Origin of the sequence: Roseateles sp. UC29_93 (genome assembly GCF_042695725.1) — a bacterium.
GTDB lineage: Bacteria > Pseudomonadota > Gammaproteobacteria > Burkholderiales > Burkholderiaceae_C > Roseateles > Roseateles noduli_A.
Genome location: NZ_CP170545.1, coordinates 5,475,029 through 5,499,555 on the forward strand (window position 1 = coordinate 5,475,029; position 24,527 = coordinate 5,499,555).

Genomic DNA, 24,527 nt, shown 5'->3' on the forward strand with positions numbered 1-24,527 from the left:
TTTGGCTTGTTTTGGTATTCCTCAGGTCCTATGGTGGTACTGCTTTGGTGCGATGTCGGGCCCATCCGCCACAAAGCGCTTCCATCATCATTTCCAGGAGACCTGCATGAACTTCCGAGCCCCGATCCGCCGGTGCCGCCGCGCTGGCCACGTTGTCGACCGCCATGACCGCGGCGCTGGCGCCCAGCGCCGCGTTCGCGCACGGCGCACCTGAGTTCCCCGATCTCGCGTCAGTACAACTGCTACAAGAATCCGTCACTGCCGGCCTGCCAGGCCGCGATCGCCTTCGGCGGGGAGCAGGCCATCTACGACTGGAACGGCGTCAACCAGGCGGCCGCCAACGGCAATCACAAGGCGGTGGTGCCGGACCTCAAGATCTGCGCCGGCGGACAGGAGAAGTTCAAGGGTTTCGACCTGGCGCGCGCGGACTGGCCCACCACGGCCTACTCGCCGGGCGCCGACGGCAAGTACGAGTACCGCTACAACGCCACCGCGCCGCACCGCTCGCTGAACTGGACCTTCTTCCTGACGCGCGACGGCTGGAACCCGAGCACCTCGCCGCTGCGCTGGTCCGACCTGGAGCAGGTGCAGCAACTCGGCCCCGACCAGATCGTCACCACGGGCAAGACCTACACGATGAAGCTCAGCCTGCCGCGGCGGACCGGCAAGCATGTGCTGTTCTCCGCCTGGCAACGGGCGGACAGCACCGAGGCGTTCTATGCCTGCTCCGACGTGGACTTCGGCGGCGGCACGACGCCACCCGGCACGCCCTCGGGGCTGAAGCAGATCGGCCAGGTTTCGGCGGCGCAGGACCTGCCGTCGGGCAGCCAGGTGAAGCTGCGCGTGTTCAATGGCGCGGGCAATGACCTGGAGACGATCTCGGTGTCGCTGACCGCCGCGGCGACCAAGGCCGCGTGGCTGGGCCAGATCGCGACCAAGGTGAACCAGACCTCGGGCTACGTGAAGGTCGGCACCCTGCAGGGCGGCAATGTCGTCGTGCCGGGCGGCGCGACGGTGATGGACGTCTACCTGCAGAACGCCAACTCGGGCGCGAGCTACGCACTGGACGTCATCCTGCCGACGACGCCCCCGACGAACCCGCCGGGCGGCGCGCCCGCATGGGCGGAGGGATCGAGCTACACGGCCGGGCAGATCGTGAGCTATCAGGGCAAGCAGTACCGCTGCCTGCAGGCGCACACGGCCTGGGCCGGCGCGGGATGGAATCCGGCGGCTTCGCCGACGCTCTGGCAGGCGGTCTGAACTGCCGGCACCGAGCGCCGGCAGAGGGTGCCGGGGGCCCCGTGTCGTCAATCGCGTCGCAGGCTCCGCATTCCTCCCCGGCGCCCCCGGCACCCTCTGCCGCGATGCGGCATGGTGCGCGGGTAGCGGCGCAGGGGGGCGGCGCGGGTAGCGGCGCGGATTGCAGTGCGGCAGGGAGTCGGGGTCAGTCCTTGATGCCCAGGAGGCTGCGGCCCACCGCCTCGGCCACCTCGATCCCATCGACGCCGGCGGACATGATGCCGCCGGCGTAGCCGGCACCCTCGCCGGCCGGATACAGGCCGCGGACGTTCAGGCTCTGGTAGTCCTTGCCGCGCGTGATGCGCAGCGGCGAGGACGTCCGCGTCTCGACGCCGGTCAGCACCGCGTCGTTCATCGCGAAGCCACGGATCTGGCGCTCGAAAGCGGGCAGTGCCTCGCGAATCGCGGCGAGCGCGTACTCGGGCAGGCTGCCGAAGCCCTTCTGCTGCAGGTCGGTCATCGTGACGCCGGGCTTGTAGCTCGGCTCCACGCTGCCGAGCGCGGTGCTGCGCTGGCGCTTGACGAAGTCCCCCACCAGCGCGGCCGGCGCCAGGTAGTTGCCCTCGCCGAGCTCGTAGGCGCGCGATTCCCAGAAGCGCTGGAACGCGAAGCCGTCCAGCGGATTGACGGTGCTGCCGTCCTTCTTCCCGTCCTGGCGATAGTCCTCGGGCGTGATGCCGACGACGATGCCCGCATTCGCATTGCGCTCGTTGCGCGAGTACTGGCTCATGCCGTTGGTGACGACGCGATTCGGTTCCGACGTCGCCGCGACGACGGTGCCGCCGGGGCACATGCAGAAGCTGTAGACCGAGCGGCCGTTGCCCGCGTGGTGGACCAGCTTGTAGTCGGCCGCGCCGAGGATGGGATGACCGGCGTTCGGGCCGAAGCGGGCCTTGTCGATGATCGACTGCGGATGCTCGATGCGGTAGCCGATGGAGAACGGCTTCGCTTCCATGTGCACGCCGCGCGCGTGGAGCATCGTGAAGGTGTCGCGCGCGCTGTGGCCGAGCGCGATGACGACGTGATCGGCGCGCAGCTGCTCGCCGGATTCGAGCATCACGCCGCGCACGTGCCGCTGGCCATCGGTGCCAGGCTCGATGAGCACGTCGGTGACCTTCTGCTGGAAGCGGATCTCGCCGCCGAGGCTTTCGATCTCGGCGCGCATCTTGATGATCATGCTCACCAGGCGGAAGGTGCCGATGTGCGGCTTGCTGACGAAGAGGATCTCCTCGGGCGCGCCGGCCTTGACGAACTCGGTCAGGACCTTGCGCGTGAGGAAGCGCGGATCGGAGATCTGGCTGTAGAGCTTGCCGTCGGAGAAGGTGCCCGCGCCCCCTTCCCCGAACTGGACGTTGGATTCGGGGTCGAGCACGCTTTCGCGCCACAGGCCCCAGGTGTCCTTGGTGCGCTCGCGGACCTGCTTGCCGCGTTCGAGCACGATGGGCCTCAGGCCCATCTGCGCCAGGATCAGCGCGGCGAAGAGGCCGCAAGGACCGAAGCCGATGACGATGGGGCGCGGACGCCCGGTGGCGTCGGCGACACCCGTGGCCCCGGCAGCGTCAGCGGCACCGGCGGCGTAGAAGTCGGCCGGCGCATGGCCGACGAACTGGTAGGCGGTGTCCGGCGAGGGCTTGATGTGCGTGTCGCCAGCGTGGCGCTGGAGCAGCGCGGCTTCGGCGGCGGCGTCGCCCACCTCGCAATCGACGGAGTAGATCAGCACCATCGCGGTCTTCTTGCGGGCGTCGTAGCTGCGCTTGAAGACGGTGAAGGCGGTGAGCTGCGCGTCGGAGATGCCGAGCCGGTCGACGACGGCGGGGCGCAGCGCCTCCTCGGGGTGGTTGAGGGGCAGTCGGAGTTCGTTGATGCGGATCATGGCGATTGATCGGGCAGCGGCGCGAGGTCCGGTGGACGGGCCTCGCTGAAAGCAAAACAGGCCCCGCCGGAGGGCATGGGCCTGTTGTCGGATCGATGGGGAGGAACTCCCCGCGACCTCAACCCGAGTGCGGACGCTTGCCCGGGTTCTTCTTCGAGCGGGTGTGCGAACCGCGCTCGAGGCTGCTCTTCTGACCGCGATGCGAGGTCACGGTCACGCCCTTCGGCGCGACGGGACGGGGGGCGGCCTTGCGGTCGGCTTCCGTGATGATCTTGTTGCCCATGTTGGCTCCGGTAAATGAACTGAGAAACACCTGCCCGAAGTCACACACTCAACGGCCTCGGACCCGAAGGGGCGACCGGTTGCCTGGAGCAGCGTCGGTAATACGGTGAAGGGCGGGAGTTTACACGCGCCGGAGGGGTCCCCGCTCTCCCCCGCTGCGGGGACTGCGACCTGTCAACCATCCCCCCTCGGGTCCGTTGACCGTCGATCGGGTCGTCGCCACGATGATCCGCATCCGGCCAGGACGGCGTCCGAGGCGCCGGCCGGCCGCACCACAGAGGGAGCACCCATGTCATTCCCGTCCCGTTCCGCCGTCGCTCAGTCCGCCCTGCTGGCGGTCTCGTTCGCCACGCTGGCCGCTTGCACCACGTCGCCGGCGCCGGAGCAGCGCGCCTCGGACCAACGCGCGCAAGAATCCGCGCGCGCCGCCGACGCCAAGGCGGCACCCACCGAGCAACCGCCGCCACGACCTTCCCCGGGGCCCCTCATGCCCATCATCGCGGCGGCCCCGGCGGCGCCCGCCCCGATCGCCGAACAGCGGCAGCGCGCGGCGGTCAGCGTCGCGGCCTACGCGCCCCAATGGACGCCGCCACCGCCGGCCTCGACGGCCAATTACACGGCCTTCTCCGACAACCCCTGGCAGCGCGCCGCCGAACTGCCCGTCTCCACCTTCAGCGCCAGCGTCGACACCGGCAGCTACGCCAACGTCCGCCGCTTCATCAACCGCGGCCAGATGCCGCCGCAGGACGCGGTGAGGGTGGAGGAACTGGTCAACTACTTCGGCTTCGACGCCCCCGGCCCAGAGACCGGCGAGCGCGATCCGTTCAAGGTCCGCGCGCAGGTGCTGGCCTCGCCCTGGAATGCCGAGCGCGGCCTGATCCGCATCGCCATCAAGGGCAAGGACATCGCCAAGGCGAGCCTGCCGCCGGCGAACCTGGTGTTCCTCGTCGACGTGTCCGGCTCGATGGGTCCGGAGGACCGGTTGCCTCTCGTGAAGTCCGCGCTGAAGCTGTTGACCGCGCAGCTGCGTCCGGTGGACCGGGTGAGCGTCGTCACCTACGCCAACGGCACGCGCATCGCGCTGCCGCCGACGCCCGGCGACCGCAAGGCGTCCATCAACAGCGCGATCGATCAGCTCCAGGCCGGCGGCGCCACCTACGGCGAAGGTGGCCTGAAACTCGCCTACGCGCAGGCCCGCGAGTCCTTCATCCCGGAAGGCATCAATCGCGTGCTACTCGCCACCGACGGCGACCTGAATGTCGGCGAGACCAACCAGGAGACGCTCAAGAAGATGATCGAGGGCGAGCGCGACAGCGGCGTCACGCTGACGGCGCTGGGCGTGGGCCAGTCCAACTTCAACGAAGCGCTGATGAAGAAGCTGGCCGACACCGGCAACGGCAGCTACCACTACCTGGATTCGCTGCAGGAAGCGCACAAGGTGCTGGTCAACGAAATGACCTCGACGCTGGCGACGATCGCGCAGGACCTGAAGCTGCAGGTCGAGTTCAACCCGGCGACGGTGCAGGAGTACCGCCTGATCGGCTACGAGCTGCATGCGCTCAAGCGCGAGGACTTCAACAACGACAAGGTCGACGCGGGCGACATCGGCGCCGGTCACCAGGTCACGGCGCTGTACGAGTTCGTGCCGGCCGGCGCGAAGGGCAATGTCGATCCGCTGCGCTACGGCAACGAGGGCAAGGCGGCGGCCAAGGCATCGCCGCGCGTCGGCAAGAACGGCGAGCTGGCGTGGATCAAGCTGCGCTACAAGGCGCCGGGCCAGTCGACAAGCCAACTGGTTGAACTGCCGGTCGCCAAACCAGCAACGATGCCGGCGCTGGCCGCGCAGGACGCCGACACGCGTTTCGCGGTGGCGGTCGCTGCATGGGGTCAGTGGTTGCGCGGCAGCTCGCTGATCGGCAATTACGGGCCGGAGCAGTTCGTGCCGCTCGCCCGGGGCGCGCGGGGTGAAGACCGGTACGGCCACCGCGCGGAATTCGCCAGACTGGCCGAGCTGTCGGCCACCCTGAAACGCTGAGGCTTACTCGACCGCGTGACCGCCGGCGTCCAGGGCCGGCGGGCGCAGCAGATCCACGTCGACGCCCATCGCCTCACTGGCGCGCTCGACGGCCTGCCAGAGCTCGGCCGGCATCTGCAGGATCTCCTCCGGCGAGCTGGCACGCGTGATCCACGCGTCGATCTCCTGGTGCTGCGCCACCGTGATCAGGTCCAGGTTCAACATCTCGTCGATCGTCTTCACAGCGCTTTCCTTCTTGTGGGGGTCGGCGGCAGGTGTCGAAGCCTGCACCCCTGACGGGGACTGCTGTGGCACTGCGTCTACCTTCCGCCACGCCGACCGCTCGATAGTATGCGGGACGATTCTCCGGCTCGCGCCCCGTCCGTCATCCGCATGGCGGCCCTTCCTACAGACTTCACGGCACGCGTCGCCTAACGTGAAGGGATGAAGCCCAACGCGCCCTCCCCCGACCGCGAGCCGACGTCCTCCGACGAGGACACCGTTCCGCTGCTCCTTCGGGGCTTCTCCGTCGTCCACGGCGCATTGGCGCTGCTCTTCACGGCCATGGCGCTGCTGCTGCTGGCCATCGCGGCGAAGGAAGCCTGGATGGCGCTCCACCTCGACTGGAACGACGAGGCCGCGCAACTGGTCATCGAAGCGATGGGCGTGCTTGCCGCCGCGGTGGTCGCGCTGCAGATCGCACAGACGATCACCGAAGAGGAAGTGATCCGCACCGCCCACATCAGCGCGCCGACGCGGGTGCGACGATTCCTCTCGCGATTCATGGTGGTCATCGTCGTCGCGCTCGCGATCGAGGCGCTGGTCGCCACCTTCCGCGCCGCGCATTCAGACTCGACGCTGCTGCTCCACGCCGCGGTGATGGTCTTCGCCGTCGGGGCCCTGGTCGCCGGCTGGGGCCTGTTCATCCACTTGAACCGCTCCGCCGAAGAACTCGAGCCCGAGGCCATGCAAGAGGCGAAGCGCGAGGATCACAAGCTGAAGTGACTCGCCTGCGACACCGCGTCTTCAATCATTCAGCGCGGCATTCGAAGCACACCCCGGATCCAAGTCCCCGCCCCTACCGATCCCAGGCATCAGGTCGGCCACTTGCACTGAAGTCGGTCATGGCGCGAAAGGGCGGTCATTCGCGACGATAGGTCCCAGGTGTTCGAAGCACCTGCATGGAAGCGGCAGGCCGCCCCGATAGAGCGGCCACTTTCGCCCCCTATTCCGCGTGTTCACCGGGCGAGATGGGCCACTCCGCGAGGATGGCCACACGGACCTTCCTGACGTGTTTCGACATCTCGCCCACCCCGATCGCGCGGATCAACCCGCTCTTCCCGTGGGCTCATTGCTCCGCCTCCCGGGAAGGACGCCATGACCTGTCTGACCGATGCCGAACTTCCACCGCTCCCCGCCCTCGACGACCGTCCGCGCCGCGCCATCGAGGTCCTCATCCCCGCAGCGTCGACTGCCGCATCGAGGTGCCACGTGCTGAACCGCAAGCTCACCACACGCGCCGCCTTCGACGGCATCTGCGACCGCATCCACCTGCTGCAGCACCACGTGGAGGTCATGCGCGCCGACGACTCCGCCGCCCGGCTCGCCCATGACCATGCCGTGATGGGCCAGGTGCTCGATGAACTCGACGTCTTGCTGCGCGTCATCGCCCTGGCGGGCTTCGAGGAACAGCTCTATCGCTGGGCGATGCCGCAGCGGGACCTCAAGTCCTGACCCTCGGCACCCGCGGCGCATGCAGCACCCGCAGCAGAAGACATGTTGAACGCCACATGGAAAAGGGAGGCCGTGGGCCTCCCTTTGCTCTGCGCCCGCAGGGCCCGGAGGCCGCGCGGCTCAGCCTGTCGATCAGGCCTTGCGGGTCTGCTTGCGACGCGCCACGCCCAGGCCTGCCAGCGCCAGGCCGGCCAGCGCCAGCGATGCCGGCTCGGGAACGCTCTGGCCGTCCACCGACAACACGTTCAGCGTGCCGTTGGTCGCCGTCATCGTCAGCTGCCAGGCGCCGAAGGCGTTGCTCGGGCCGTCGTAGTTGCCGAAGAAGTTGTTCAGCTGATATCCCGCCCATGCGTCCTGGGCGCTGTAGCTCAGCTGACCCAGGGTGATCATGTAGGCGCCAGCTTGCGAGAACGTGTAGCCGTAAGCCGAGTCGTAGTAATGGACCGAGCCGTCGCCGTAAGTCTCGCCCGAATCGTCCTGCGCGAAGAGCGCGTTGCCGCCTTGCAGCAGCATCATGTAGTTGTCGAAACCGGTGATCACGCCGTCGCCGTTCAGGTCGACACCCGTCGACTCGCGCACCAGTGAGTCGAAGAACACATGCGTACCTGCCGACACGCTGAACGTCACCTGCGAGATCTTCCGGCCATCCAGCTGGCCATCGCCATTGCCATCGATGTTGTAGATGGAGCCCTTGACCACCACCGGTGCCGCCGCAGCGACGCCTGCCATCACGGTCATGGCCAGTGCCATCAACGTCTTCTTGAACATCCTCTTCCCTCTGTTGTCGTATGAACCGACGCCACAGGAGCAAGGGCTGTGCCAAACGCGTAAGCCGTTGATTCGTTTGGATACGATCATGACCATGTCATGATCATGTAAAGATCTCCGACGCTTTTCACGTCCCTTCCTGGGACGACAAAGACGTCACTGATTAGAAGGACGACGGGTACCGAGGATCGCTTGAAAGTGGCAGACAGGTCACCTAAGGCACCGCACCAGCCGCCGCGGGATCCCGCTCAATCGTTCTCGAACGGCAGCGTGTCCAGGAAGTCCTGCGCCTCGACCTTGCGCGCCACCAGCCGCGCGCACCCCTTCAGCCGCGAGAGGTCCTCCAACCGCAGTCCTGGATTGGGCTGGAGGCTGAAACAGCACACCGTGCCGAAGACGCGACCATCGGACAGCACGACCGGGGCGCTCAGATGCGCGCCGATGGGCACCGGTGTCGGCGGGAGCTTCAACTCGGCGGCCACCGCGGCGGCGTTGGTCATCAACTCCGGCGCTCGGCCTTCCACGATGCGCTGGCAGTAGCTCTGCTCCAGCGGCGCCGAATCGCCGACTTGCACCTCGATCGCCGACTCCCCGTCAACGAAGCGGAACACGCGTTCCCCATCCTGGAATTCCGAGACGAAAACGACATCCATGTCGAGCTGCTCTCGCAGGCCTTTCAACACATCGGTGATCCGCGCGTCGAGGTCCGGGTCGAAGCCATCCGAGGTGGCAGCAAGCAATTCAGAGATCGCGACTTCAAGGGAATGGGCGGTGAACGGGCGGTCGTACATCGGGCGGAATCGGCTGGAGCAGCGTCGGTGGCTGGATGGAAAGAACATGCTACCCAAGCGCGGCGAGGAGCCATGTGCCGGGGGTATCGCAGTTACAGCTTGTAGGAACTCCCCGCGTCGCGTCGATGGCAAGTCGCCTCAGGTTGCAGGGGCCAGGCGGTACAGCCCGACGTCCACCCGTCCGGCGCGGAATCCGGCTTCGCAGTAGCAGAGGTAGTACTCCCACAGGCGCTTGAACGGCAGGTCGAATCCCTGTGCCTCGATCGCCGGCCACTCGGCCAGGAAACGACGGCGCCATTCGACCAGCGTGGCCGCATAACCGCGTCCGAAACGCGCCTGCGTCGAGAAGCTGAGGCTGGCCTTGCGGGCCTCCTCGGCCATGCGTTCCGGCGTGGGCAGCATGCCGCCGGGGAAGATGCAGCGCTGGATGAAGTCCGGATTCGCGCGATAACGCTCGAAGTGCTGCTCGTCGATCGTGATCGCCTGCAGCACGGCCACGCCATCAGGCTTCAGCCGGTCACGCAAGGTCGCGAAGTAGACCGGCCAGTACGCCTCGCCCACGGCCTCGATCATCTCGATCGACACGATGCGGTCGAAGCGGCCATCGACATCGCGGTAGTCCTGCAACCGCAGGTCGACCCGGTCGGCCACGCCCCATTGCTCGGCGCGCGCCTGCGCGAATCGCAGTTGCTCGGTCGACAGCGTCAGTCCGACGACCTCCACGCCGCAGCGCTTGGCCAGCGTCGCCGCCAGGGTGCCCCAGCCGCAGCCGATCTCCAGCACACGCTGGCCCGCGCGCAGGTCCAGCAGCTCGACGATGCGATCCAGACGGCGCGCCTGGGCGCGCTCCAGCGAGTCGACGGCGTCGGCGCCGCCATCGGAGCTGGCGGAACTGGCGGTGAAGGCTGAGGCCGACGCCGAAGCTGACGCCGAAGCGGATCTGCCCGCGGTCTCGCCGGCCGATTCGGGAGTCGGCGCTTCGGGGGGCGGCGATTCGCGATGCGACGGGTCGGCCGCCTCCTCATACAGCGCGCTGGAGTACAGCATGCTGTCGTCCAGCCAGCGTTCGTAGAAGCGGTTGCCGAGGTCGTAGTGCGCGGCGATGTTGTGCCGGCTGCCGCTGCGCGTGTTCGCGTTCGCGCGATGCAGCAGGCGCGAGAACCAACGCGCCGGACCGCGCGTCTCGGCGATCGCGCCGAACGCCGTCTCGTTGGCGATCCCGAACGACAGCAGCGTCGTCAGGTCGGGCGTGCTCCAGTCACCGTCGCGGTACGAGAACGCCAATCCCAGGTCGCCTTGCAGCAGCAGTCGCAACGCCGGCCGCCAACGATGCAGGTGCAGCGTCGCGGCCGGGCCGGGGTAAGGACCGACGGCCTCGACGCGGCGGCCATCGGGCAGCGTGAGCGCCAGGCGCCCCAGCTGGATGCGGGACAGCACGCGCCGCAGCGATTCGTGGCGTGCGCCCAGCCGGTCGCCGCCCAGCGTCGCGGGGGTGATCTCGAGGACCGCGGGGGCGGTCAGGAACGCGCTCGTGTCGTCATGCATGCAAGGTCGCCTCGGAAGAATCGGCCGGGTCGGGCCCGGTCTGTTCGGTCTGTTCGGATCGGGTGGGTTCGGATCGGGCCGGCTCAGGCCGGATCGGTCCCGCGCGAGCGGACGACCGTCATCGGATGCCTGGGCGCGGTCGGCCGCTCGTGCAGCCTCGCGCCCTTGAGCCACAGGCGCAGCGCTTCCCAATGGATGCCCGCCACGACCTTCAGCGTCAGCAGCGGATGCGTCACCAGCAGCCGCAGCAACGCGCCATCGGTCAGCGGCGAGCGCGCGGCGTCGAGCCGAGCGTTCAGCACGGCCGCGCCATCGGCATCGCGGTCACCCTGGCTGAGGCTGTTGCCGGCGCCGACGCCCTCGTTGACGCCGTTGTTGACGCCGTTGTTGACGCCCTCGCCCTGTTGCTCATGCACGCTGACGCCGATGGAGAGCCGCTCGCGCGGCGGCTCGATCCGGAAGCGGTACTGCAGGTCCATGCCGAGGAACGGCGACACATACAGCCGCTTGCCGCTGCGCTGCTCGATGAGCGGCGCAGCGCGTTGCGCCTCGTCGACCTCGATCAGGTAGCTGTGCCGTTCGCCGAAGGTGTTGTTGACCTCGTAGACGATGGCGCGCAACGTGCCGTCCGGCGCATCGCAGAACCAGACGCTCAATGGATTGAAGGCGTAGCCGAGGAGGCGCGGCATCGCGAGCAGCCGGACCGCCCCGCCGACGGGCAGGCCGGCCAGCGCCAGGCGCGCATCGACGTGGGCGCGCAAGCCCGGCACGTCGCTGGCCGTGCCGTCGCCATGATCGGAGGGCCGGAAGCTGAAGAGATTGAATCGCCCGACCGAGAACCAGCGCAGCCGCGCATCCAGCGCGGGCAGTTCGTCGAGGTCGAGCAGCAGCGTGAACATCCGGTACCGCAGCCGGTGCCGCAGCGGCTTCAAGCGCTGATGCATCACCTGCCCGCGATAGATCGCCGAGTGCAGGTCCGCGTCCGGCCGCCTGCTCATGCGGACACCGCCCGCGGCAGGTGGATGCGATCGGACTCGCCCGCGACGGTCCACGGCCGGCGCACGCCGCCGAGGGCCTCGGCCACCGCGAGCCCGGCCTGCAGCCCGTCCTCGTGGAACCCGGACCCCGAAGTACGCGCCGCAGAACCAGGTGCGCTGCTGCCCCTGCAGCGACCACAGCTCGCGCTGCGCGGCAATCGCAGCGATGTCGAAGCGGGGATGCTCGTAGACGTCGGTGCGGATCAGATGCTCGGGTCGCGGCGCCACCGCCGGGTTCAGCGACACGAACAGCGGCACCGCGCTGCGACCTTGCGGCAGGTGCGGCTGCAGCCGGTTCATCCAGTACGTGACGGTCGGCGGCAGTTGGAACGGACCATCACCCCGCCCCGCGAGGTAGTTCCAGCTCGACCACACGGCCCGCCGGCGCGGCATCAGCGCGGGATCACGATGCAGCACCGCGAGGTTGCGGGTGTAGGGGAACGCGCCGAGCAGCCGCCGCTCCTCCGCCGTCGGCGTGGTCAGCATGCGCAGCGACTGGTCCGCATGCGTCGCCAGCACGACGTGATCGAAGACCGGCGTCCACGCGCCGCGCCGCGTGCGCAACCGCACGCCGCCGGGCTCGCGGGCGACGGAGATCACCGGCTCGTCGCGATGCAGGCGGTCCTCGAAGCCCCGCGTCAGGCGACGCACGTACTCGCGGCTGCCGCCGTCGACCGTCCGCCAGATCGGACGGTCGGTCAGCTTCAGCAGCCCGTGGTTCTCACAGAAGCGCACGAACGCGGCCACCGGATACCGTCCGATGTCCGCCGCCGCCGAGGACCAGATCGCCGCGCCCATCGGGTACAGGTGATCGTCGCGGAAGGCGCGACCGTAACCGCGCGCGTCGAGGTAGTCGTCGAGCGCCAGGTCGCCGCACGCGGCGGCGTCGCGGGGCGCCTCGCGATAGAAGCGCAGCAGGTCGCGCAACATGCCCCAGAAGCGCGGACGGACGAGGTTGCCGCGCTGTGCGAACAGCCCGTTGAGGTCGGTGCCGGCGTACTCCAGCCCGCCGTCGTTCAGGCTGACCGCGAAGGACATGTCCGACGCCCGCGTCGGCACCTCCAGGTGGCGGAACAGCGCGCTCAGGTTGGGATAGGCCGGCTCGTTGTAGACGATGAAGCCGGTATCGACCGGCACCTGCAGCAACCCGCAGGGCGCGTCGACGGTGTGGCTGTGCCCGCCGATTCGCGCCTCGGCCTCGAAGACCTGCACGTCGTGCCGCTGCGACAGCAGCCAGGCGCAGGACAGCCCGGAGATCCCGGCGCCGACGACGGCCACCCGCAACCGGCGTCCTTCGTCGACGAGTGGCATCGGCAAACTGGGTCGTGGATCGGGGCGGTCCATGGGCGCGTCCTTGGTCGTTCTGGTTGTTTGGCGCTTCTACGCGGGCAGCCGCGTTTTGGATTCTTCCCTCGTGAAGGATCTCCCCAGTGCGCGGGCGAGGGTCGCCCGCATGGTGGTCCTCCGCAAGCCGAGCGATGATCCGGGACGCCGTTCGCCGCGTAAGAGCGTCCATGGGCCCCCTGCGACGCGACGAACCCCCCTCGGCTCCGGCCACCCCGCCGGACGCCGCGTCCGTGTCATCGTCCCCTGCGTCGACCGCCGTGTCGGCCGCCAGGCCCTCGCCGAAAGCCCGCCACTTGAAGATCGTCCCGATCGATCCCGACCGCAGCGCGTCGCCGCCCCCCACCGGGGACGACTGGCCGGCGCTGATGCGCCGCGTGGCGGAGCTGCGGGACCGGGAGGCCTTCGGCCGGGTGTTCTCGCACTTCGCGCCGCGGGTGAAGAGTTACCTGATCCGCACCGGCAGCACCGACGGCGCGGCCGAGGACCTGGCGCAGGACACGCTGGTGATGGTCTGGCGCAAGGCCGCGCTGTTCGATCCGGCGCAGGCGGCCCTCTCGACCTGGATCTTCACGATCGCACGCCGGCTGCGCATCGACGCCGCGCGGCGCCATCAACTGGACGGCGCCGGCGACGAATGTTTCGAATTCGACCGGCTCGAAGCCGACCAGCCCGGTGTCGCCGACCACGTCGAGGCGACACGGTTGTCCCGTCGCGTGCGCGAGGCGCTCAACCGGCTCCCGCCCGAACAGGCCCAGGTCTTGCGCCTGTCCTTTTACGACGACGAACCGCATGCCCGCATCGCGGCCGAACTCGGCCTGCCGCTGGGCACCGTCAAGTCGCGGATCCGGCTGGCCGTGGCGCACCTGCGCCGGCTGGTCGATCTCTGATGTCCCGAATCCCGTTGCCCTCCTCGACCATGCTGCCGCCCCTCGACATCCGCCATCACCCCGCCGACGAGCTGCTGCTCTCCCTCGTCAGCGGCGCGCTGCCGATCGGTCTGCAGCTGGTGACGGAGACCCACCTGGAGCTGTGCCCGGCCTGCCGGGAGCGCGTGGCGATGCTGCGCGCCCTCGGCGGCGTGGTGCTCGACGAGCAGCCGAAGCGCCCCTGCGCGAAGACGCGCTGGCGAGGGCCTTCGATCGCATCGATCAGCTGGAGCAGGCCGAGCGCGCCACGGGCAGCCCGATGCCGCGCAAGGTGCCGGCCCCGCCGCCGCTGCCCGCGGGCGCGGTCTGGCCGAAGGCCCTGGAAGGCTGCAGCGCGACGCGCTGGCGCTGGATCGGCCCCGGCATGCGCTGGAGCCGCGTGACGGTGCCGGGCTCGCCGGAAGCCAACGTCTTCCTGCTGCGCATCGGCGCCGGCAAGTACCTGCCGCAGCACACGCATCGCGGCACCGAGCTGACGCAGATCATCTACGGTCGCTTCCACGACGGCCGGGCGCTGTTCGGGCCGGGCGACTTCGACCTCGCCGACGGCGAGGTCCACCATCAACCGGTGGTGCAGGACGGCAGCGAGTGCATCTGCGTGGCGGCCGTCGAAGGCCGCCTGCATTTCGACGGGCTCATCGCCCGCTGCGTTCGGATCGCTCGTCGGCATGTAGCCGCGGTGATCGCCGCGCCGGCGCCCGAGGCGACGCCGCTCACGATCGCGCCCCAGACCAGGTCGATGGCGGTCACGTGCCAGGGCCAGTCGCGCAGCGTGGCCTGGTTGGTGAAGTCGTAGGTCGCGTAGGCGAGGAAGCCGAACAGCGCGCCGCGCCAAAGCGCCACGATCGGATGGCCCTCGGCCAATGCGGGCGCCACGGCGAAGAACACGAGTCCGACGATGTACAGCGGATAGAACACCGCCACGGCGCGCCAGTCGACGGTGGGCGCCATCAGGTGGCCGATGGCCGGTTGATAGAGCGCGCCGGAAGTGGCACTCAGCCAGACCGCGTCCATCGCCAGGAAGACGACCAGCGTCATCAGGTAGGCCAGCGGCCAGCGCCAGGCCGGCGCGCGGGTGGGGATGGGATCTTCTCGCAAGCTCATGGGGGTCTCCGGTTCAAGGCAGGCGGTACGTCAGCACGCGATCGCCCTTGACCTGCGCATCGAGGCCAAGCCATCGACCATCCGTCCGATCACGCCACAACGTGAGCACCTGACGGGCCGGTGCGGATTTGCCGGACGAAGGCGCCGTCGACGTGATCCGCCACCTCGACGCGTCGACGTCGCGGCCGCCTGCGGGGATGGCCGCGTCGGGCAGGCGCTCGATGTGGACTTCGTCCACCTCGCCGGTCTGCGGATTCAGCAAGCGCTGCTGACGAATCAGCGCGGGATTCCAATACGCGTAACTCATGAGGCAGGCCGGCTCGCCGGGCATGGCGGAGGCCAGACGCCGATCGACTTCGACCGGCTTTCCATCGTCGTCGGTGCGGCTGCGGATCTCCTGCAGGCAATCACCGCGCCAGCGCTCGCGGGCCTCGTGGCGATAGCGGAAGACGTTGATGCCGAGCAGCCTCACGTCGAAGGCGGCGTTGCTGGTGACCTCGCGCGCCTCGGCCGGGCCGTCGACGGTGAAACGATGCGTGCCGATCGGCTTGCCATCGAGGCGCACCTCGAAGTTCCAGCTCTCGGCCCGGGCCGGCGCGGCGGGCCCGACAGCGCCCATGGCCACAAGGGCAACGAAGGCCGCAGCAGCAGCGGCACCGCGGAATGCTCGCGGCGATGGTGCCGCACTCATTGCCGTAGTCATTGCCGCGGTCATCGCACGTCTCCGCGCTTCGGCGGCCACGGGATGAAGGCGCTCGTGCGCGCGATGTAGTCGCGATAGGCGGGGCGGCGCTCGCCGATGTCCTTCTCCAGCAGCGTGACGCCGGAAACGCGCAAGAGCAGGAAGGTCATCAACAGCGGCGAGGCCAGCACCCACGCGCCCGCCCATCCGCCGGCGACCCACCCCATCACGCCCAGGCCCCACCACACGCAGGTTTCGCCGAAGTAGTTGGGGTGGCGCGAATAGCGCCACAAGCCGCCGTCCATCACCCGCCCGTGATTGGCCGGATCGCGGCGGAAGCGCGCGAGCTGCGCATCGGCGACCGCCTCGACCAGCAGACCGCCCGCCGCCAGCGCGGCACCGAGGCTGTCCCACACGCCCCAGGGCACCCGGCCCGCTTCGCCTGCCGCGTCGCTGGCGACCAGCATCGGCCAGCTGACGATCCATCCCAGCACCGCCTGCAGCAGGAACACGAGCCACAGGCTCTTGAGCGCGAAGTTCGGCTGGTTGCGTGCCCGGATGGCTTGATAACGGCGGTCCTCGCCGTGGCCCGAATTGCGCACCGTCACGTAGACGCCGAGCCGCAACGCCCACGCGACCGTGATCGCCAGCATGACCTGGGCACGCGCGTCGCCGCCGGTCTTCCACACATAGAACGCGACGGGCACCGCGATGAACGCCGACCAGACGCGATCGGCGAGGCTCGCATCGCGCAGCGGGATGCTCGCGAGCCAGGTCGGCACCGCGATGGCGACGGCGATCAGCAGGCCGGTGAGACCCAGCGCGGGCAAGGCCGGCAGCGATTCGACAACTGGCATGGCGTCGGCCTCAACGTCGGGGGGCGAAGAGGTAGTGACTGACCCACCACTGCTGCCCGCGGTCGTAGCCGAACAGTTCCTCGACGGACAACAGGAAGAGCCGCCAGCGCTGCCACCACATCGGCGCGTCGGCGGCGCCGTAGACCGACTCGAACATCGGCCACAGGGCGCTGCGATGCGCGTCGAAGCGCTCCAGCCAGGCGGCGGCCGTGCGCGCGTAATGGCGCCCGTCCCAGCGCCAGCGGTCCAGCAGCGCAAGGTCGTCCTGGCACAGCAGCGCGAGGTCGTCGCTGGGCATCATCCCGCCGGAGAAGAAGTACTGGCTCATCCAGTCGGTGGCGTCGCGGACCTCGAAGGCGTACGGCGCCTCGCGGTGCGCGAAGACATGCATGAAGAAGCGGCCGTCGTCGCGCAGCCAGCCGGCGACCTTGCGGAAGGCGCGCGGCCAGTTGCGCAGGTGCTCGAACATCTCCACGGACACGACGCGGTCGAAGCGACGGTCCAGGCTGCCGTCCTCGCCGAACGCGTTGAAGTCGCAGGTCATCACGCGCAGGTTGCGGAGTCCGCGCGCCTGGGCCTGCCCCTCGATGAAGGCGCGCTGCGACGCGGAGTTCGACACCGCCCGGATCTCCGCCGCGGGGAACCGCGCCGCCATCCACAGGCTCAGCGAGCCCCAGCCGCAACCGAGCTCGAGGATGGACTGCCCGTCGGCGAGCCCGGCGCGCGCCGCGGTTTCCTCGAGCGCCGCCTCCTCGGCGGCCTCGAGCGTGTCCACGCCCTCGGGCCACCAGCAGCAGCTGTACTTGCGCTGTGGGCCGAGCATCGCCTCGAACAGCGTGGCAGGCAGCTCATAGTGCTGCTCGTTGGCCTTCTCGGTCTGCACGGCCAGCGGCGCGGCGCGCAGCGAGGCCAGGAAGGCCTGCGTCAGCGCCGCAGCGGTCTCGTGGTCGTGGTGATGCGATTCGTCGAGCCGCTGCCGCAGCAGGCGGCGGATGCCCAGCCGCACGGCGGCCTCGGGCAGCAGGCCGCGCTCGGCGAGCCGGACGGCGATCGAGGAGATGTCGAGATCCATGGAGACGACCGGAAGCAGAGGACGCTCCCTATACGCAGGAAGCGGCGATCTGGATCTCCGGCGTCGACCGATGCGACTTCGGCTGCGGCCTGGTCGGCCGATGTGTCGACGGCTGACGTGTCGTCGGTTACTGCTTCGTCGGCTACTGCGGCGTGAAAACGAGATTCGCCGACACGTAGCTGATCGGCATGAACACGCCGCCGCCGACATACTGCAGCTGCAGTGTGTCCGCCTGCCCGCCGGACAGCGACCCGGTCACGCCCGGCGTCGTCGATGACCGGCGCACGCCCCCATAGAGCGCGCCGCCGGACTTGCCGGCCAGCAGGGTCAGGCCGTTCGCGCTGCTGGCCACGGCTGTCCAGGCGCCGGCGTCGGCCGTGGGCCGCCAGGACTGCCCGCCGTCCGGCGATTCATACAGCGCGCCGCCGCTCGTGGCCGCCACGACATAACGGCCGTCCGACGAGGTGGCGATCCCGCGCCAGTCGCGGCCCGTCGTCACGGCTTCCCAGGTGGTGCCGAAATCGTCGGAGCGCCAGATGGCGCCGGTGTCGACCGTCGCGTACTGCCGCTGGCCGTCCGCGGACACCGCCGTGCCCCACCAGAACTGGGCCGAGGCCCGCGGGGTCCAGGTCACGCCGAAGTCGGTCGAGACATACAGCTGCGCGCCATTGGTGCCGGCGACCAGCACGCGCCCGTCGGCCGATGAACTGACGGTGCGCCAGGCGCGATTGCTGTCGCGTGCCGTCCAGTTGGTGCCGCCATCGGGCGACGTCCAGATCTGTCCGAGGTAGGCCGTGGCCACGAGGCGCTGGCCGTCCGCCGAACTGGCGACGGCGGACCACGCGCGGCTGCTGCCGTCGTCGGACCAGCTCAGGCCGCCGTTCGTCGACAGATAAAGGGCGCCCCCGTTGGTCGACGCCAGGATCCGCAGTCCGTCGGAGGACATCGCGACACCGGACCAGGTCTGGCCGACGAGCCGCAGCGTCCATTGAGAGCCGGTGTCATTGGAGGTATAGAGCTCGCCGGACGCCGAGGCGGCAACCTGCCGCGTGCCGTCGGCGGACACGGCGGTCGCGGCCCAGGTCCCGGTCGGCGCCTGAGGCGTCCAGGCCACCGTGTTGCCCCCGGGCAATCCGAGGGTCGAGATCCGCTGGCCGGCGTTCTGCGCGATCGTCCAGCCGCCGGCGCCGACTCCGGTGACCTTGATCCAGTCACCGACGACCGGAGAGGCCGGCAGCGTGATGACCACGGAAGCGTTCGAATTCGCGAGATAGCCGGTGTTCGATGCGGCCTGCACGGCGGCGCCGGTCACCTCCACCCAGCGCGTGTCGGCCGGGGCGGCGCTGCAGACGTAGGAGGTGGCGGTGACTTCGCCGGCGTCCAGCACGCCGTTGCGGTTGGCATCCTGCCCGACTGCACGCGCTGGCCGCCATAGGCGCAATTGGCGCCGGCCGATTCCGCGACGACCGCGACCAGGGCGTCGAGGCCGGAAGACCCCGAGGGGCCGGTCGGGCCGGTGGGGCCGGTGGGGCCGGTGGGGCCCGTAGGACCGGTAGGACCTGCGGAGCCATTCGATCCGTTCAAGCCATTGCTGCCGTCCGCCCCCCGGCAGACATAGGCGACGCTGCTGGCCTCGCTGTCTTCCAGCGCGCCATTGCCATTGGCATCCAGGCCGGCCAGCACGGCCGAGCCGCCTTGTGCGCAATTCGCGCCGGCGGCTTCCGCGCGGACGCGGACCAGCATGGCGGGCCCCGCGGCGCCGGGGGGTGCCGGGGGTGCCGGCCAGGCCGTTGCAGACGTACTGCGTGCTGGACACCTCCGCGTCGGAGAGCACGCCATTCGAATTGGCGTCGCTGCCGGATTCAATGCGCGTGCCGCCCGCGGCACAGTGACTCCCTGCCGGTTCGGCGGCGACGCGCACCAAGGTCGCGACCGTGGTGCCGGGTGTTGCTTCCGGTACCGCATCCGGCTCGGAGCCGCCGCCACAGGCTGTCAGTGCCGTGGTGGCGCCCGCGATCATGGCCAGGATCAGCAGACGGGATGAACGGGTGGATGGCACGCCGCGCGCGCGACGGTCGGTGATGGCATGGAGCATGGCGGACTTCGATGCGCCTTCAGCCGCCGCACCATGCGACGCTCCCCCTGAGGCGCGAAACGCCGGAGTATCTTCAAGCGCCGGCCAGATTGGCGAACCACCCCTTCCGGCGGTAGGAAAAGTTACAGAAACTGTCGTGCGTCCGCCGCAGATGACGACCCGCGTGGCGGACCCATTGCGGCTTCATCGACTGGCTCGTTCTCCGGTACGCGTGGACGCGGACTGGGCGATCATGTCGCCGGCGCCTGCGCGACGAAGGCGCAGGGATGCGGTGTACGACAGACCGACGGTTTGGCACTGAAGCGATGCGCACCATCGCGTGCGTTCCATTGTTTGGTCGCTCCAAACACTGATTGTGCGGACTGCCTGTTTATCGGCGACCGCCGGATTCCTAAAGTGACTGCATCCGCAACCCCCTTGAAGGAACTCCGCTCATGCCCACCCGCGACGTCGTCTCCCCGCCCGACCGCCACGCCCTGTACGAGCTGCACCGCTATTCCCCCGCCATCCGTTCCAACGGCCTGCTGTTCGTGTCCGGCCAGGTCGGCAGTCGCGCCGACGGTTCTCCCGAGCCGGAGCTCGACGACCAGGTGCGTCTCGCGTTCAAGAACCTCAACGCCATCCTCGCCGCGGCCGGCTGCGGCTTCAAGGACGTCATCGACGTGACGGTCTTCATGGTGGACCCGCACACCCATTTCGAGCGCGCCTGGGAAGTCGCCGCGGAGTTCTGGGGCGAGGCGCCCTACCCGACCGCCACCGCGATCGGCGTCACGTGGCTTTCAGGCTTCCAATTTGAGATCAAGGTCATCGCCAAGCTGCCGGAAGCCACGCCCGCCTGAAGCGGCGATGTCGCGGCGATGTCGCGGCGATGTCGCGATAGCATCCAGCGCCCGTTCCCGCATGCGCAGCCGATGGCTGTCGTTTCGCGACTCGCCCCTCACCGGGTGGGTCGCGAGCGTCACGCACATCCACGCGGCGGGAGATCTTGCGAACTGAATGCCCACGATGACCAGCCCTGCGCGACGCCTCGCCCGTCCTGAAGACCTCGAACCGGTCTTCGCGATCTACGCCCATCCGAAGGTCGTTCCCTACCTCACGTACGAGCCGATGGAGCTTGCGTCCTTCGTGCCGATCTTCGAGGAGCTCGTGCGCAGCGGCGCCTTCTGGATCTGGGAAGTGGATGGCGCAATCGGCGGCTTCTACCGGGCCACACGTTATCCGGGTCGCGTGAGTCACGTGCTCCTGCTGGGCACGCTGACCGTCGATCCCGCACGCCATGGACAAGGCATCGGCCGGGCCATGATCGACGACGCCCTCCGCCACTTCCGCGCCGACGGCATCCGCCGCGTCGAACTCTACGCCGAGGCCGACAACGAGCAGGCGCTGGCGTTCTACAGGCGCCTCGGGTTCGTGGTGGAAGGAACGCTCAGGGACTTCTACAAGCGCGCGGATCAGGCGCACTACGTCGATGAGCATGTGCTGGGCTTGCTGCTGGTCTGAGTCCGATCTGACGGAATCGAAGCTCCGCGGCGCTCAACCGGCGATGACTGCCTTCGCGTAGGTCTCCCGCTGGATCTCGACGACCTCGACGGACACCTGGATGTGAAGTTCCGACGTGGCCGGAATGCAGGCCACCAGCGCCTTCAAGGCGATCGCCCCCATCTCGCGCCGCGTGTCGTCGCTGCGCCCGGTCAACACGGAGAGCGTGCCGGCCACGAACGCACGGCCGCGCGCTTCCACGCCGACGAGAAACTGCTCCGCCTGGAACGCCCGGCTCTTGATGTCGATTTCCTCGAAGTGACCCGACTCCGCGAGCGCGGCGTTCACCGTGGTGAGGCAGCGCCCCACGTCGAGGTCGGTCAGGTTGGCGCTGTGATGAAGCGTGAAGTGAGGCAAGGCAATCTCCAGGGTTGAGCCATGATAGGTCTGGCTGTTTTTCAGCGTCGCCAGCGCCGCGAAAGACCTGTCCCCGACGGGCCCTCTGACGGCTGCGTGCATACTTGGAACGGTCAGCCCCTGGACCCGCTTCATGACCGACCGCCCCCTCCCCGCCGACCGCCCGCAGACCCTGGGCGAAGAGATCGCCAACGCCATCAGCCATGGCCTGGGCGCCCTGCTGGCGATCGCCGCCCTCCCCATCCTCGTGATCCGCGCGATGAACCACGGCGAGGTGGCGGACGTCGTGGCCGCGGCCATCTTCGCGTCCAGCGGCATCCTGCTGTACGGCATCTCCACGCTGTACCACGCGCTGCCCGCGAAGCTGGCCAACGGGCGGCTGAAGGCATGGCTGATGCGCCTGGACCATGCGGCGATCTACGTCTTCATCGCGGGCAGCTACACGCCCTTCACGCTGGGCGTGCTGCACTCGGGACCGGGCGTGACGCTGCTGATCGCCGTCTGGGCCGCGGCCGCCTTCGGCGTGACGATCAAGCTGCTGAACCGGCTGCGCCACCCGCTGGTGTCCACGGCGCTCTATCTCGCCATGGGCTGGGTGGTGGTCTTCGCCATCGGGCCGTTGATCGAGCGCACCCCGGGGCCAGGTCTTGCGCTGCTCGTGGCGGGCGGCCTGAGCTACACGCTGGGCGCTTTCGTTTTCCTCCTCGACAACAAGCTGCGCTACGCACACTTCGTCTGGCACCTGTTCGTGCTGGGCGGCAGCGTCTGCCATTTCTTCGCGGCGCTGTTCTACGCCTATGCGTAAGGCGGCCTGCCTGCTCGCAGCCGTGGCGCTTGCAACCGCGGGTGCGGCGCGGGCGCAGTCCGTTCACCCCAGCATCCCGGATGCCGACCTGCCGGCCCTCATCGCCAAGCTGGACCAGCGCCACTTCGACGCCTTCAACCATTGCGACACGGACACGCTGCAGGCGCTCTACGCGCCGGACGTCGAGTTCTTCCATGACCTCAACGGGCGCGTCATGAACCGCGATCAGTTCATCCAGGCCGTCCGGAAGAACATCTGCGGCAAGCTGCAGCGGCGCGTGCTGGAAGGCACGATGGAGGTCTACCCCATGGCGAAGATCGGCGCCCTTCAGATGGGACGGCACTGCTTCGTGAAAGCCGGCGAGGCCGACTGCATCCAGCAGGGACGCTACTCCATCCTGTGGCGCTTCGACGGAACGAACTGGCAGATCGCCAAGGTGTTCAGCTACGACCATCGGCCGATGACGGGCGGCGCCGCGCCTGCGCCATGACGCGGTGGCATCGATCAGTGACGGGAAGGGGGCGCTGCGTCGCCCCACCGTCACAGCACCTGCTACCTCACTGAACGAAATCCCGGACAGGCGCCGGACATCCGGCGTCCACGGACGACCGGATTCCTTGTCCCCTGCTTGAGGTTCCGGCCACTTGTCCGTCCTCGACCGCCCATCTCGTTCACCTTGGCAGGACGGCGTGTTGTTGCTCGCCGTCCCCAAGGGGGAGCGCGATGGACGAGTTGTTCAAGGGCCTGCTGACCGCAGGCACGGTGTTGCTGGTGATGGCGGCGGCGCGCCACGGCGGGCGCCGGGTGGCAGGTCTTGTCGCCGCGCTGCCGACGATCACCGCGCCGACGCTGGCCTGGCTGGCGCATGACGAAGGCATGGCCTTCGCGATCAGCGCCGCGATCGGCAGCGTCGCCGCCTGCGCGATGCTGGCGGTCTTCGCGCTGGGCTACGCACGCGCCGCCCGCTACGGCGGCGCCGCTGTCGCGCTGGCCTGCGGGCTGGGCGGCGCGATGGCCATGGCGCTGCCGGCGAAGGCGGCCAGTGCCGACCTCAGCGCCGCGTTGATGCTCGCGCTCGGCAGTTGCGCCGTCACCTTCGTGGCGATGCCCCGACTCGGGGCGGAGATCGTGTCACGTCAGCAGCTCCCTCCACGGTCCGCCCAACGCCTCTACTCCCGGCACGACTCCCGGCCCTTCACCCGACCTGACAGCTCGATGTGGCGCTCGATGTGGCTGGTCGCCGCGATGGCGGGCACGCTCACCGCGATCGCGACGCTCATCGGTCCGGCCATGGGCGGCTTCGCGGCCGGGTTGCTCTCGTCGCTGCCGCTGATCACCGGCCCGGTCGCCATGGCCGAACACGCCAACGGCGGACACCGCGCCGCCGCGCACTTCCTGCGCGGCTACGTCGGCGGGCTCTTCGGCAAGGCGGCCTTCGGCACCGTGTTCGTCCTGCTCGCTCCCCCACACGGGGGCCCTCGCGGCGCTGTCCCTCGCCTGCGCCTGCGCATGCCTGCTGTCGACCGTGCGGCTGCGCCCGCCGCTTCCGGGCGCCGCCTCGCTGCCGATGCCGCCGATGCCGCCGATCGCCCGCGCCTCACGCCGGACGGAGTGACACCAGATGAAACAAGCCCGTCAGAACTCGGGGACGCGCCGCCGTCCGGGCCGCGCGGGGCGCGCGCTACCATGGCCGTCACCAACCTCGTTTTGGACGGAACCACGACATGGGGGAAGTGACGCAGTTGATCGGACGGGCGCGCGAAGGCGACCGCGGCGCGTTCGACAGGATCTTCGAGCTGCTCTATCCCGAGCTCCGGCAGGTGGCCCACCGGCGGCTCTCGCGCGGTTCCGGCGATGGCCTGATGGCGACGACGGCGCTCGTCAACGAGTGCTACCTCAAGTTCCTGCAGCGCGATTCGCTGACGCCCTCGGACCGTGGCCACTTCCTGGCCTACGCGGCCACGGTGATGCGATCGATCGTCGTCGACGCGGCGCGCCAGGCGAAGACGGACCGCCGCGGCGGCGACGCCGAACAGGTCACGCTGAACTCCGAGCTCATCGGCGCCCTCCCCGCGGCGTCCGACGAGATCCTGGCCGTGCATGCCGCGCTGGAGGACCTCGGCCGTGTCGACGAGCGGCTGGGACGCGTGGTCGAGATGCGCTACTTCGGCGGCCTCGAGGACGAGGAGATCGCCGAAGCGCTGGGCCTGTCCGCGCGCACCGTGCGCCGCGACTGGGACAAGGCCCGGCTGCTGCTGGCCCACGCGCTGCGGGACTGACGGCGCCGTCGCGGGTCGGATGAACGCATGACGACCCTTTCAAGATTCGAAGGCGACTGGCCCGCGATCAGCGCGTTGCTGGACGAGGCGCTCAACCTCTCGCCGACCGCGCGCAAGGCCT

General features: G+C 69.2%; 25 protein-coding genes and 1 pseudogene. 12 read left to right on the forward strand and 14 right to left on the reverse strand.

The genetic code is table 11. The features are described from left to right. Window positions 1-222: 222 nt before the first annotated feature. Window positions 223-1,260: a lytic polysaccharide monooxygenase gene (locus ACFJIX_RS25400; protein ID WP_377161972.1), complete on the forward strand. Its 1,038-nt coding sequence runs from the start codon at window positions 223-225 to the stop codon at window positions 1,258-1,260. Window positions 1,261-1,444: 184 nt separating this feature from the next. Here the strand turns inward: ACFJIX_RS25400 and ACFJIX_RS25405 are convergent, their stop codons facing one another. After that, entirely contained in the window at window positions 1,445-3,172 is a 1,728-nt protein-coding gene (locus tag ACFJIX_RS25405; RefSeq protein WP_377155396.1) for an NAD(P)/FAD-dependent oxidoreductase, read from the reverse strand. Window positions 3,173-3,290: 118 nt separating this feature from the next. Then, on the reverse strand, window positions 3,291-3,455 hold the full coding sequence (locus ACFJIX_RS25410; RefSeq protein ID WP_297530647.1) for a hypothetical protein: 165 nt from the start codon (window positions 3,453-3,455) through the stop codon (window positions 3,291-3,293). A 288-nt stretch (window positions 3,456-3,743) separates the two neighbouring features. Between ACFJIX_RS25410 and ACFJIX_RS25415 the strand changes: the two genes are divergently transcribed. Further along, window positions 3,744-5,489, forward strand: a complete 1,746-nt coding sequence (locus ACFJIX_RS25415) for a von Willebrand factor type A domain-containing protein (protein WP_377155397.1) — start codon at window positions 3,744-3,746, stop codon at window positions 5,487-5,489. A gap of 3 nt (window positions 5,490-5,492) precedes the next feature. On the opposite strand, the gene ACFJIX_RS25420 is transcribed toward ACFJIX_RS25415, so the two are convergent. Continuing rightward, complete coding sequence (locus ACFJIX_RS25420) at window positions 5,493-5,711, reverse strand: hypothetical protein (protein ID WP_377155398.1); 219 nt, start codon at window positions 5,709-5,711, stop codon at window positions 5,493-5,495. Between the two features lie 321 nt (window positions 5,712-6,032). On the opposite strand from ACFJIX_RS25420, the gene ACFJIX_RS25425 reads away from it, so the two are divergent. Together ACFJIX_RS25425 and ACFJIX_RS25430 are read left to right on the forward strand one after the other, a co-directional pair. Next, entirely contained in the window at window positions 6,033-6,473 is a 441-nt protein-coding gene (locus ACFJIX_RS25425) for a hypothetical protein (protein WP_377161974.1), read from the forward strand. Between the two features lie 372 nt (window positions 6,474-6,845). Beyond that, window positions 6,846-7,202, forward strand: coding sequence for a hypothetical protein (locus tag ACFJIX_RS25430; RefSeq protein ID WP_377155399.1), 357 nt, complete (start codon window positions 6,846-6,848; stop codon window positions 7,200-7,202). Window positions 7,203-7,334: 132 nt separating this feature from the next. On the opposite strand, the gene ACFJIX_RS25435 is transcribed toward ACFJIX_RS25430, so the two are convergent. From ACFJIX_RS25435 to ACFJIX_RS25450, 4 genes are all read right to left on the reverse strand, one after another. Then, entirely contained in the window at window positions 7,335-7,970 is a 636-nt protein-coding gene (locus tag ACFJIX_RS25435; RefSeq protein WP_377155401.1) for a DVUA0089 family protein, read from the reverse strand. A gap of 248 nt (window positions 7,971-8,218) precedes the next feature. After that, a complete protein-coding gene (locus tag ACFJIX_RS25440) occupies window positions 8,219-8,761 on the reverse strand; it encodes a GAF domain-containing protein (RefSeq protein ID WP_377155402.1) in 543 nt (180 codons plus the stop codon). Between the two features lie 138 nt (window positions 8,762-8,899). Next, the gene (locus ACFJIX_RS25445) at window positions 8,900-10,306 is read right to left on the reverse strand and encodes a class I SAM-dependent methyltransferase (protein WP_377155403.1); all 1,407 of its coding nucleotides are present in this window, start codon (window positions 10,304-10,306) and stop codon (window positions 8,900-8,902) included. An 83-nt stretch (window positions 10,307-10,389) separates the two neighbouring features. Beyond that, window positions 10,390-12,654: an FAD-dependent oxidoreductase gene (locus ACFJIX_RS25450; RefSeq protein WP_377155404.1), complete on the reverse strand. Its 2,265-nt coding sequence runs from the start codon at window positions 12,652-12,654 to the stop codon at window positions 10,390-10,392. Window positions 12,655-12,983: 329 nt separating this feature from the next. On the opposite strand from ACFJIX_RS25450, the gene ACFJIX_RS25455 reads away from it, so the two are divergent. Next, a complete protein-coding gene (locus ACFJIX_RS25455; RefSeq protein ID WP_377155405.1) occupies window positions 12,984-13,577 on the forward strand; it encodes a sigma-70 family RNA polymerase sigma factor in 594 nt (197 codons plus the stop codon). A gap of 261 nt (window positions 13,578-13,838) precedes the next feature. Here ACFJIX_RS25455 and ACFJIX_RS25460 read toward each other — a convergent pair whose 3' ends face one another. Continuing rightward, window positions 13,839-14,042: a hypothetical protein gene (locus tag ACFJIX_RS25460; RefSeq protein ID WP_377162121.1), complete on the reverse strand. Its 204-nt coding sequence runs from the start codon at window positions 14,040-14,042 to the stop codon at window positions 13,839-13,841. On the opposite strand from ACFJIX_RS25460, the pseudogene ACFJIX_RS25465 reads away from it, so the two are divergent. Then, a pseudogene (locus ACFJIX_RS25465) lies at window positions 13,981-14,157 on the forward strand (transcriptional regulator); the annotation flags it as partial. The gene ACFJIX_RS25460 and the pseudogene ACFJIX_RS25465 sit on opposite strands and share 62 nt — an antisense overlap. A 20-nt stretch (window positions 14,158-14,177) precedes the next feature. Here ACFJIX_RS25465 and ACFJIX_RS25470 read toward each other — a convergent pair. From ACFJIX_RS25470 to ACFJIX_RS25490, 5 genes are all read right to left on the reverse strand, one after another. After that, window positions 14,178-14,720, reverse strand: a complete 543-nt coding sequence (locus ACFJIX_RS25470; protein WP_377155406.1) for a DUF2177 family protein — start codon at window positions 14,718-14,720, stop codon at window positions 14,178-14,180. 13 nt (window positions 14,721-14,733) lie between these two features. Beyond that, window positions 14,734-15,462, reverse strand: a complete 729-nt coding sequence (locus ACFJIX_RS25475) for a DUF6134 family protein (RefSeq protein ID WP_377155407.1) — start codon at window positions 15,460-15,462, stop codon at window positions 14,734-14,736. Continuing rightward, entirely contained in the window at window positions 15,432-16,259 is an 828-nt protein-coding gene (locus ACFJIX_RS25480; protein ID WP_377155408.1) for a DUF1295 domain-containing protein, read from the reverse strand. Before ACFJIX_RS25480 ends, ACFJIX_RS25475 begins: the two co-directional genes overlap by 31 nt. Window positions 16,260-16,269: 10 nt before the next feature. Further along, the gene (locus ACFJIX_RS25485; protein ID WP_377155409.1) at window positions 16,270-17,331 is read right to left on the reverse strand and encodes an SAM-dependent methyltransferase; all 1,062 of its coding nucleotides are present in this window, start codon (window positions 17,329-17,331) and stop codon (window positions 16,270-16,272) included. 142 nt (window positions 17,332-17,473) lie between these two features. Beyond that, on the reverse strand, window positions 17,474-18,718 hold the full coding sequence (locus tag ACFJIX_RS25490) for a WD40/YVTN/BNR-like repeat-containing protein (protein ID WP_377155410.1): 1,245 nt from the start codon (window positions 18,716-18,718) through the stop codon (window positions 17,474-17,476). A gap of 1,142 nt (window positions 18,719-19,860) precedes the next feature. On the opposite strand from ACFJIX_RS25490, the gene ACFJIX_RS25495 reads away from it, so the two are divergent. Further along, window positions 19,861-20,265: a RidA family protein gene (locus tag ACFJIX_RS25495; protein WP_377155411.1), complete on the forward strand. Its 405-nt coding sequence runs from the start codon at window positions 19,861-19,863 to the stop codon at window positions 20,263-20,265. A gap of 166 nt (window positions 20,266-20,431) precedes the next feature. Beyond that, complete coding sequence (locus ACFJIX_RS25500; RefSeq protein ID WP_377155412.1) at window positions 20,432-20,926, forward strand: GNAT family N-acetyltransferase; 495 nt, start codon at window positions 20,432-20,434, stop codon at window positions 20,924-20,926. A 33-nt stretch (window positions 20,927-20,959) separates the two neighbouring features. On the opposite strand, the gene ACFJIX_RS25505 is transcribed toward ACFJIX_RS25500, so the two are convergent. Further along, on the reverse strand, window positions 20,960-21,457 hold the full coding sequence (locus ACFJIX_RS25505) for a 5-carboxymethyl-2-hydroxymuconate Delta-isomerase (RefSeq protein WP_377155413.1): 498 nt from the start codon (window positions 21,455-21,457) through the stop codon (window positions 20,960-20,962). On the opposite strand from ACFJIX_RS25505, the gene ACFJIX_RS25510 reads away from it, so the two are divergent. The 4 genes from ACFJIX_RS25510 (at window position 21,456) to ACFJIX_RS25525 (ending at window position 24,406) form a co-directional block, all read left to right on the forward strand. Then, window positions 21,456-22,127, forward strand: coding sequence for a hemolysin III family protein (locus ACFJIX_RS25510; protein WP_377155414.1), 672 nt, complete (start codon window positions 21,456-21,458; stop codon window positions 22,125-22,127). The genes ACFJIX_RS25505 and ACFJIX_RS25510 overlap by 2 nt on opposite strands. 22 nt (window positions 22,128-22,149) lie before the next feature. Then, the gene (locus ACFJIX_RS25515; protein WP_377155415.1) at window positions 22,150-22,617 is read left to right on the forward strand and encodes a nuclear transport factor 2 family protein; all 468 of its coding nucleotides are present in this window, start codon (window positions 22,150-22,152) and stop codon (window positions 22,615-22,617) included. A gap of 233 nt (window positions 22,618-22,850) precedes the next feature. Next, window positions 22,851-23,864, forward strand: a complete 1,014-nt coding sequence (locus ACFJIX_RS25520) for a hypothetical protein (RefSeq protein ID WP_377155416.1) — start codon at window positions 22,851-22,853, stop codon at window positions 23,862-23,864. Further along, complete coding sequence (locus tag ACFJIX_RS25525) at window positions 23,852-24,406, forward strand: ECF-type sigma factor (RefSeq protein ID WP_377155417.1); 555 nt, start codon at window positions 23,852-23,854, stop codon at window positions 24,404-24,406. Before ACFJIX_RS25520 ends, ACFJIX_RS25525 begins: the two co-directional genes overlap by 13 nt. Window positions 24,407-24,527: the final 121 nt, after the last annotated feature.

What these genes read in the sequence shown, in the direction of transcription:
- ACFJIX_RS25405 (WP_377155396.1), bottom strand. Translation starts at nt 3,172, where the DNA reads ATGATCCGCATCAACGAACTCCGACTGCCCCTCAACCACCCCGAGGAG.
- ACFJIX_RS25410 (WP_297530647.1), bottom strand. Translation starts at nt 3,455, where the DNA reads ATGGGCAACAAGATCATCACGGAAGCCGACCGCAAGGCCGCCCCCCGT.
- ACFJIX_RS25415 (WP_377155397.1), top strand. Translation starts at nt 3,744, where the DNA reads ATGTCATTCCCGTCCCGTTCCGCCGTCGCTCAGTCCGCCCTGCTGGCG.
- ACFJIX_RS25425 (WP_377161974.1), top strand. Translation starts at nt 6,033, where the DNA reads ATGGCGCTGCTGCTGCTGGCCATCGCGGCGAAGGAAGCCTGGATGGCG.
- ACFJIX_RS25430 (WP_377155399.1), top strand. Translation starts at nt 6,846, where the DNA reads ATGACCTGTCTGACCGATGCCGAACTTCCACCGCTCCCCGCCCTCGAC.
- ACFJIX_RS25435 (WP_377155401.1), bottom strand. Translation starts at nt 7,970, where the DNA reads ATGTTCAAGAAGACGTTGATGGCACTGGCCATGACCGTGATGGCAGGC.
- ACFJIX_RS25440 (WP_377155402.1), bottom strand. Translation starts at nt 8,761, where the DNA reads ATGTACGACCGCCCGTTCACCGCCCATTCCCTTGAAGTCGCGATCTCT.
- ACFJIX_RS25445 (WP_377155403.1), bottom strand. Translation starts at nt 10,306, where the DNA reads ATGCATGACGACACGAGCGCGTTCCTGACCGCCCCCGCGGTCCTCGAG.
- ACFJIX_RS25450 (WP_377155404.1), bottom strand. Translation starts at nt 12,654, where the DNA reads ATGCCACTCGTCGACGAAGGACGCCGGTTGCGGGTGGCCGTCGTCGGC.
- ACFJIX_RS25460 (WP_377162121.1), bottom strand. Translation starts at nt 14,042, where the DNA reads ATGCGCAGCAGGAAGACGTTGGCTTCCGGCGAGCCCGGCACCGTCACG.
- ACFJIX_RS25470 (WP_377155406.1), bottom strand. Translation starts at nt 14,720, where the DNA reads ATGAGCTTGCGAGAAGATCCCATCCCCACCCGCGCGCCGGCCTGGCGC.
- ACFJIX_RS25480 (WP_377155408.1), bottom strand. Translation starts at nt 16,259, where the DNA reads ATGCCAGTTGTCGAATCGCTGCCGGCCTTGCCCGCGCTGGGTCTCACC.
- ACFJIX_RS25485 (WP_377155409.1), bottom strand. Translation starts at nt 17,331, where the DNA reads ATGGATCTCGACATCTCCTCGATCGCCGTCCGGCTCGCCGAGCGCGGC.
- ACFJIX_RS25495 (WP_377155411.1), top strand. Translation starts at nt 19,861, where the DNA reads ATGCCCACCCGCGACGTCGTCTCCCCGCCCGACCGCCACGCCCTGTAC.
- ACFJIX_RS25500 (WP_377155412.1), top strand. Translation starts at nt 20,432, where the DNA reads ATGACCAGCCCTGCGCGACGCCTCGCCCGTCCTGAAGACCTCGAACCG.
- ACFJIX_RS25510 (WP_377155414.1), top strand. Translation starts at nt 21,456, where the DNA reads ATGACCGACCGCCCCCTCCCCGCCGACCGCCCGCAGACCCTGGGCGAA.
- ACFJIX_RS25505 (WP_377155413.1), bottom strand. Translation starts at nt 21,457, where the DNA reads ATGAAGCGGGTCCAGGGGCTGACCGTTCCAAGTATGCACGCAGCCGTC.
- ACFJIX_RS25520 (WP_377155416.1), top strand. Translation starts at nt 22,851, where the DNA reads ATGGACGAGTTGTTCAAGGGCCTGCTGACCGCAGGCACGGTGTTGCTG.
- ACFJIX_RS25525 (WP_377155417.1), top strand. Translation starts at nt 23,852, where the DNA reads ATGGGGGAAGTGACGCAGTTGATCGGACGGGCGCGCGAAGGCGACCGC.